This is a genomic window from Streptomyces sp. MB09-02B (assembly GCF_033794485.1).
Classification (GTDB): domain Bacteria; phylum Actinomycetota; class Actinomycetes; order Streptomycetales; family Streptomycetaceae; genus Streptomyces.
In genome coordinates, this window is sequence record NZ_JARGEE010000482.1 from 1 (window position 1) to 6,248 (window position 6,248).

Sequence of the window (6,248 nt, forward strand, 5' to 3'; positions counted from 1 at the left end):
CCGTTCCGCCCTCCGGTCCACCCGCCCCCTCTACGTCGTCAAGGCCGGCAGTGCCACGCTCGATCGCGGCACCATTCACCAGGAGCTCGCCGATCTGGTGGCCCGTGGGGCCCGGGTGCTGCTCGTGGCCGGTGGGGCCACCGGGATCGAGCGGCACTACGCGGCGATCGACCGGCCGATGCCGCACCTGCGGCTGGCCAACGGGGACTCGGTGCGCTACTGCCCGCCGGAGGAGATGACCCACCTGGTCGACGCCTACGAGCGGGTGACGCTGCCCGCCGTGGAGCGGGAGCTGCGCGCGCTCGGGCTCAGTGTGTTCACCTCCGTCGCCGCGCGCGGCGGGCTGGTGAGCGGCAGGGCCAACCGGCCGCTGAAGGCGGTCTCCGGCGAGGGCCGGACCCTGGTCGTGCGCGACCACCGGGCCGGTGTGCCGACGGACGTCGACGTCGACGGCCTCACCGCGCTGCTGGAGGCGTACGACGTCGTCTGTCTGTCGCCGCCGGTCGCCGACCCGGCGGGCGGCGCCCCGCTGAACGTGGACGCCGACGTGCTCGCCGCCGTGCTGACCGGCGCGCTCGGCGCCGACCATCTGCGGCTGGTCACCGGCACCGCCGGACTGCTGACCGACCCGGCCGTCCCCGACTCCACGCTGTACGACGCCTATCCGGGCGAGGGCGCGAAGTACGCGGGCGGCAGGATGCGGCAGAAGGTGCGGGCCGCCGAGATCGCCATGAAGGACAGCGGCGCCGACGTCGCCATCACCGGCCCGCACACGATGGGCGTACCGTCCGGCTGGACCCGGTTCTGGCGTACCAAGGAACCGGCGGCCGACCTCGGGCTGCTCACCCGGGTCGCGTGTGTGCCGTCGGTGTCGCGGGACGAGGCCGAACTCGCCGCCTACCTGGCCGAGTGGTGCCGGGAACGCGGCATCGACGCGCACGTGGACGAGGTCGGCAACCTCGTCGCCACCCGGGGCGACGGCCCCCGGCGGCTGCTGCTCCTCGGCCACCTCGACACGGTTCCGCACCACTGGCCGGCCGAGTGGCGCGAGGGCGAGCTGTGGGCGCGGGGCAGCGTCGACGCCAAGGGCAGCCTGGCGAACTTCCTGGAGGTGCTCGCCCACGCGGACATCCCCGAGGACGCCCAGCTGCGCGTGGTCGGCGCGGTCGAGGAGGAGATCTCCTCCTCCAAGGGCGCCTTCCACGTCCGCGACCGGTACCCGGCCGACGCCGTCGTCATCGGCGAGCCCAGCGGCTCGGGGACCCTGACCCTCGGCTACTTCGGGCTGTTCAAGCTCCGGATCACGGCGTCCGTGGCCAGCGGCCACTCCGCCGGGATGGACGCCGTGTCCGCGCCGGACCACCTGATCGGCGTCCTCGGCCGGATCCGGGCGTCGGTGCTCGCCGAGGCGCCGGACGCGCTCAGCGCGGTCATCGACGTCCGCGTGGAGAGCGGGCGCGAGCGCTCCACGGCTGTCGGGATCCTCAACTTCCGGGTGCCGCCCGGGGCCGACGTGGCGGCGCTGACCGCCGCCGCGCTGGGCCACGCCGCCGACGACGTACGCGTCGAGGCGCTGCGGGCCACGCCCGGGCACGCCGGCGGCCGGTCGAGCGCGCTGGTCAAGGTCTTCACCCGAGCCTTCGCGCAGGCCGGGATCAGGCCCCGCTTCGTGGTGAAGAAGGGCACGTCCGACATGAACACGCTGGCCACCACCTGGCACGACGTCCCGATGGTGGCCTACGGCCCCGGCGACTCCGCCCTGGACCACACCGACGAGGAACGCATCGACCCCATGGAGTACCGCACCGCCCGCAGCCTGCTCGCCGACGCGGTCCACCGCTGGTTCGCCCTGCCCGCCCGGCCCGACCTGCCCGAGGGGAACCGACGATGACCACGGCCGTACTCGACGCGCCCCGGGCCGGGGACGACGACCCGGCCGAGCCGCTGCCCCTGGCCGAGCCGACGGCCGACCTCGTGGCCACCCTCGCCGAACGTGCCGTGCGGGCCCGGCGGTTGGTGGTCGACATGGCGGCGAGCCCGCGCGGCTGCCACCTCGGCGGCAGCCTCTCCGTCCTCGACATCCTGATCGCCGCCCTGCACCGGGCCTCCGCCGGCGACGGCACCGAGGTCGTCCTCAGCAAGGGCCACGCGGCCGCCGGGCTCTACGCGGCCCTGCACGTCAGCGGGGCCCTGCCGGAGAACCCGGCCCCGCTGTACGGCCTCGCGGGCCACCCCTACACCGGCCATCCCGGCCCCAAGGTGCCCGGCGTCCGCTTCCCCACCGGCAGCCTCGGCCACGGCGTCCCGTACGCCGCCGGCTGGGCGCTCTCGGAGCGGCTGCGAGGGCGGCACGGGCTCGGCATCGCGGTCGCCGGTGACGGCGAGCTGCAGGAGGGCCTGGTCTGGGAGACCTGCCAGGTCGCCGCGGCCCAGCAGCTCGGCACCTTCGTCCTCGTCGTCGACCGCAACGGCGGCCAGAACGACGGCATGGTCGCCGACATCTCCCCGCTGCCCCGGCTCGCCGAGCGGTTCAGCGCCTTCGGGTTCGACGTCACGGAGGTGGACGGCCACGACCTGGGCGCCCTCACCGCCCTGCTGGCCGAGGACCGCACGAGCGCCCGCCGTCCCCTCGCCGTCGTCGCCGACACCGTCAAGGGCAAGGGCGTACGCGCCGTCGAGGGCAAGGCCGCCTGCCACTACGTGACCATCGACCAGGCGCGCGCCGCCAAGTGGAAGCGAGCGATCCGATGAGCCCGACGGCAACCGCCGCGCCCGAGCGGCCGACGCCCGACACCGACCCGCGCCCGGTGACCCTCTCCGGCCGCGACGCCTACCGGGACGAGCTGACCCGGCTCGCCGCCTCCGACGACACGATCGTCTGCCTGGAGGCGGACCTGGGCGGCAAGGGACACCCCTTCCAGGCCGCCCACCCGGAGCGCTTCTTCAACCTCGGGATCGCCGAGGGCGCCATGGTCGACATGGCGGCGGGGCTCGCGGCCGGCGGCCACAAGCCGTTCGTCAGCACCTTCGCCCCGTTCGCCGCCCTGCGCGCCGCCGAGAGCCTGAAGCTGACCCTCGGCTACCTCGCCGCCGGTGTCACGGTCGTCGCGCCCTACGCCGGTGTCTCCGGCGCCTGGTTCGGCACCACCCACCACTGCCTGGAGGACCTGGCGATCCTGCGCAGCGTGCCGGGCGTGACCGTCGCGGCGCCGTACGGCGACGCCGAGATGCGCGCGGTGGTCCGCGAGGCGGTGCGCTCCGGACGCCCGCACTACATCCGTACGGGACGCAACGCGAGGTACGAGTCCCTTCCGGTGAGCGGCATCGAACTCCCGCTCGTGAACTGGGAGTTCATGGCCGCCGACCCGGATGCGGTCTGCCTCGTCTCGGTCGGTGAGGAGGGCACCCGCCTCGCCCTCGCCGCCCGGCGGGCCGCGCCCGGCACCTCGCACGCGCACCTCACCTATCTGGACCACGAGAACCTGACGCCCGCCGCCGCCGAACTCGCCCGCCACCACTGCCGGTTCGTGGTCGTCGAGGAGCACCGCGGCCAGGGCGGCGTCGCGGAGGCGCTCGCGCTGCTGCTGCCGGAGTGCCGGGTCACGTCCGTCAGCGCGGACCGGAGCTGGCCCTCCCAGGGCGGCGACCACGAGGAGGTCATGGCCGCGCTGGGCCTGGACCTGCCCGCCGTACTGGACGCAGTCGACCGCGCCGCCGGCTGACCGCGTCGCTCCCTCGAAGCGCGCGATTCGCGAACTGATCGCCCTCACAAGCCTCTTCGTCTTCAAGGAGTTCTGACATGCACATTCTCATGATCGAGTGCAACCCGAACGGCATGGCCGGTATCGCCAACGCCCTGGACCTCGGCCACGACGTCACCCTCGTCTCGGTCGACCCCGACTTCTACCTCGCCGTCTCCCCGCTCACCGAGGCCGCCTACGCGCACCCCAACTGCCAGGTCGTCAAGAGCGAGCAGGCCTTCTCCATCGAGGAACTGACCGCCCTGGCGCGCGAGGTCCACGCCGAACGCCCGGTGCACGGCGTCACCACGTACAGCGAGTACCACACCGTCCACACCGCCGCCGTCGCCGAGGCGCTGGGCCTGCCCGGGATGAGCGTCGACGGCGCCCGCAACGCCCGCCACAAGCACCTCACCCGCCTCACCCTCGACGGCACGGGCATCCGGCAGCCGCGCTTCGCGCACGTCTCGGACCCGACGAAGGTCGAGGCGGCCGTCCGCGAGATCGGCTTCCCCTGTGTGGTGAAGCCGTCCGACGGCACCGCGAGCCTGCACGTCCTGCACCTGAAGGACGAGGACGACCTGACCTCCTACCTCGCCGAACTGGCGGAGGTCGTCGACTACGGGCGCGGCGTCGTCCGTATCCCGGACATCCTGATCGAGGAGTTCGTCACCGGTGAGCTGATCTCGGTGGAGTCGTGTGTGCTCGGCAAGGGCGAGGTCGTCAACCTCGGCCTGACCGACCGCCCGCTGAGCGGCTTCCCGCACTTCATCGAGATGGGCGCCACCTACTTCACCGGACACCCGCTCCAGGACGAGCTGTTCGAGATGACCACCAGGGTCCTGAACGAACTGGGTGTCGACTTCGGCTTTATCCACACCGAGTTCCTGCTGGGCCCCGACGGCCCGGTGCTCTGCGAGGTCAACGGCCGGCTCATCGGCGGCATCGTGCCGAGCCTGATGCAGATCAGCTCCGGTGTCGACGCCTACCTGGAGGTCATCCGCCAGGCTCTCGGCGAGCGCCCCGAACTGCCCTTCCCCGGCGAGACCATCGCGGGCGGCCACTGGTTCGGCTCCCCGGTCGCCGGCACGGTCGAGTCCATCGGCTTCGACGGCCTGAAGGACCTGCCCGGCTTCCACAGCGCCCTCGCCTACAAGAAGCCCGGCGTCGAGGTCAGCCGCCTCTCCAAGAGCAACTTCGACTGGATCGGCCACATCATCTTCACCGGCGCCGACCGCGACGAGGTCAACAAGCGCAACGAGGAGGCCCTGGACGCGATCGAGCTGCGCCTCAAGGTCGAGGTGGCCCGATGAGCGAGGCCGCTGACGGCCGCACGGGGACGGCCACCCTGCGCGGGGTGGCCGTCCCGGCCCTCGATCCCGAGGCGCGCTACGACGTCACGACGGAGAACGGCCTCTTCACCGCCTTCACCCCCACCGGCCCCCGCCGGGGCGACGAGCCCGAGCTCTGGCCCGGCTACACCGAGACCCACGCCCATGTGTCCCTGCCCGCGAACTGGGACGACACGGTCGAGGACCCCCGGATCGTGGCCCTCCAGTACCTGTACCACGGGGTCACCCACGTCGTGGACATGTTCGGTTTCCCGCTGGTCGCCGACGCCTGGGCGGCCGGCCGGGAGGCCTCCCCGCGGCCCTACCCGGAGATCGTGCACTGCGGCTACGCGGTGACGGCGACGACCGACGCGGCGGGCCGCACCGGCCACGGCGTCGAGTTCCCGGCCCCGGTGTACATGCTGGCCGTCGAGTCCGACCTCGACCACGCCCTGCGCGCCAACGCCGAACGCGGCGGCACCTTCCTGAAGGTGATGTTCACCGACGGCACCGAACAGCCCGGCAGCCCGGTCCGCTTCTCCCGCCTGTCCGAGCGGGTCCTGCGTTTCACGGCCCGCATGGCGGCGGAGCGCGGTGTCACGGCCGTCATCGACTGCAACACCCTCCAGGAGACCCGCTGGGCGTACGAGTGCGGCTTCCGCCTCTTCGCCCACACCGTGCGCGACCGCACCCTCGACGCGGCCGACTTCAAGGAGTTCGAGGGGGCGCGCTTCGTCTCCACCCTCGCCGGCCTCCGCCCCATGATCATGACCGGCGAGGAGTTCCTGGCCGAGTACTCCCGCGAGGGCTTCGCCGAGACCCAGGACATTCGCAACCTCGACTTCGTCAAGGGCATCGAGAAGCCGTACGGCATCGAGTACGGCGTCCAGGAGACCCGCACCGCCGCCCTCGCCGACATGCGCCGCAACGCCCTCGCGGCCCTCGGCCGGGGCGACCTCCTGGTCGGCACCGACTCCGGCAACACCGGTGCCTACCACGGCTACTCCCTGCTCAGCGAGCTGGACCTGCTGCGCGGCGACGACGCCTCGCTGGACGGGATGCTGCGCCACCAGGCCACGGTCGGCGGCCGCCGCTACTTCGCGGAGCTGAGCGGCGACACGACGGGCGAGCACCCCCTGCGGCCCGGCGCCCCCGCCACCTACAACCTCCTCCACCC

At 73.1% G+C, this 6,248-nt stretch carries 5 protein-coding genes; all 5 read left to right on the top strand.

Annotated features, from left to right (window positions below):
• On the top strand, positions 1-1,891 hold a 1,891-nt coding region (locus tag P1P70_RS38450; RefSeq protein WP_319246053.1), incomplete at its 5' end, for a M20/M25/M40 family metallo-hydrolase.
• The gene (locus P1P70_RS38455) at positions 1,888-2,751 is read left to right on the top strand and encodes a 1-deoxy-D-xylulose-5-phosphate synthase N-terminal domain-containing protein (protein ID WP_319246054.1); all 864 of its coding nucleotides are present in this window, start codon (positions 1,888-1,890) and stop codon (positions 2,749-2,751) included. The genes P1P70_RS38450 and P1P70_RS38455, both read left to right, overlap by 4 nt.
• On the top strand, positions 2,748-3,722 hold the full coding sequence (locus P1P70_RS38460) for a transketolase (RefSeq protein WP_319246056.1): 975 nt from the start codon (positions 2,748-2,750) through the stop codon (positions 3,720-3,722). The genes P1P70_RS38455 and P1P70_RS38460 overlap by 4 nt, the downstream gene beginning before the upstream one ends.
• A gap of 77 nt (positions 3,723-3,799) precedes the next feature.
• Positions 3,800-5,053: an ATP-grasp domain-containing protein gene (locus P1P70_RS38465; protein WP_319246059.1), complete on the top strand. Its 1,254-nt coding sequence runs from the start codon at positions 3,800-3,802 to the stop codon at positions 5,051-5,053.
• Positions 5,050-6,248, top strand: a 1,199-nt coding sequence (locus P1P70_RS38470; protein ID WP_319246060.1) for a hydrolase, incomplete at its 3' end; no start/stop codon positions are given. The genes P1P70_RS38465 and P1P70_RS38470, both read left to right, overlap by 4 nt.

What these genes read in the sequence shown, in the direction of transcription:
- P1P70_RS38460 (WP_319246056.1), top strand. Translation starts at nt 2,748, where the DNA reads ATGAGCCCGACGGCAACCGCCGCGCCCGAGCGGCCGACGCCCGACACC.
- P1P70_RS38455 (WP_319246054.1), top strand. Translation starts at nt 1,888, where the DNA reads ATGACCACGGCCGTACTCGACGCGCCCCGGGCCGGGGACGACGACCCG.
- P1P70_RS38465 (WP_319246059.1), top strand. Translation starts at nt 3,800, where the DNA reads ATGCACATTCTCATGATCGAGTGCAACCCGAACGGCATGGCCGGTATC.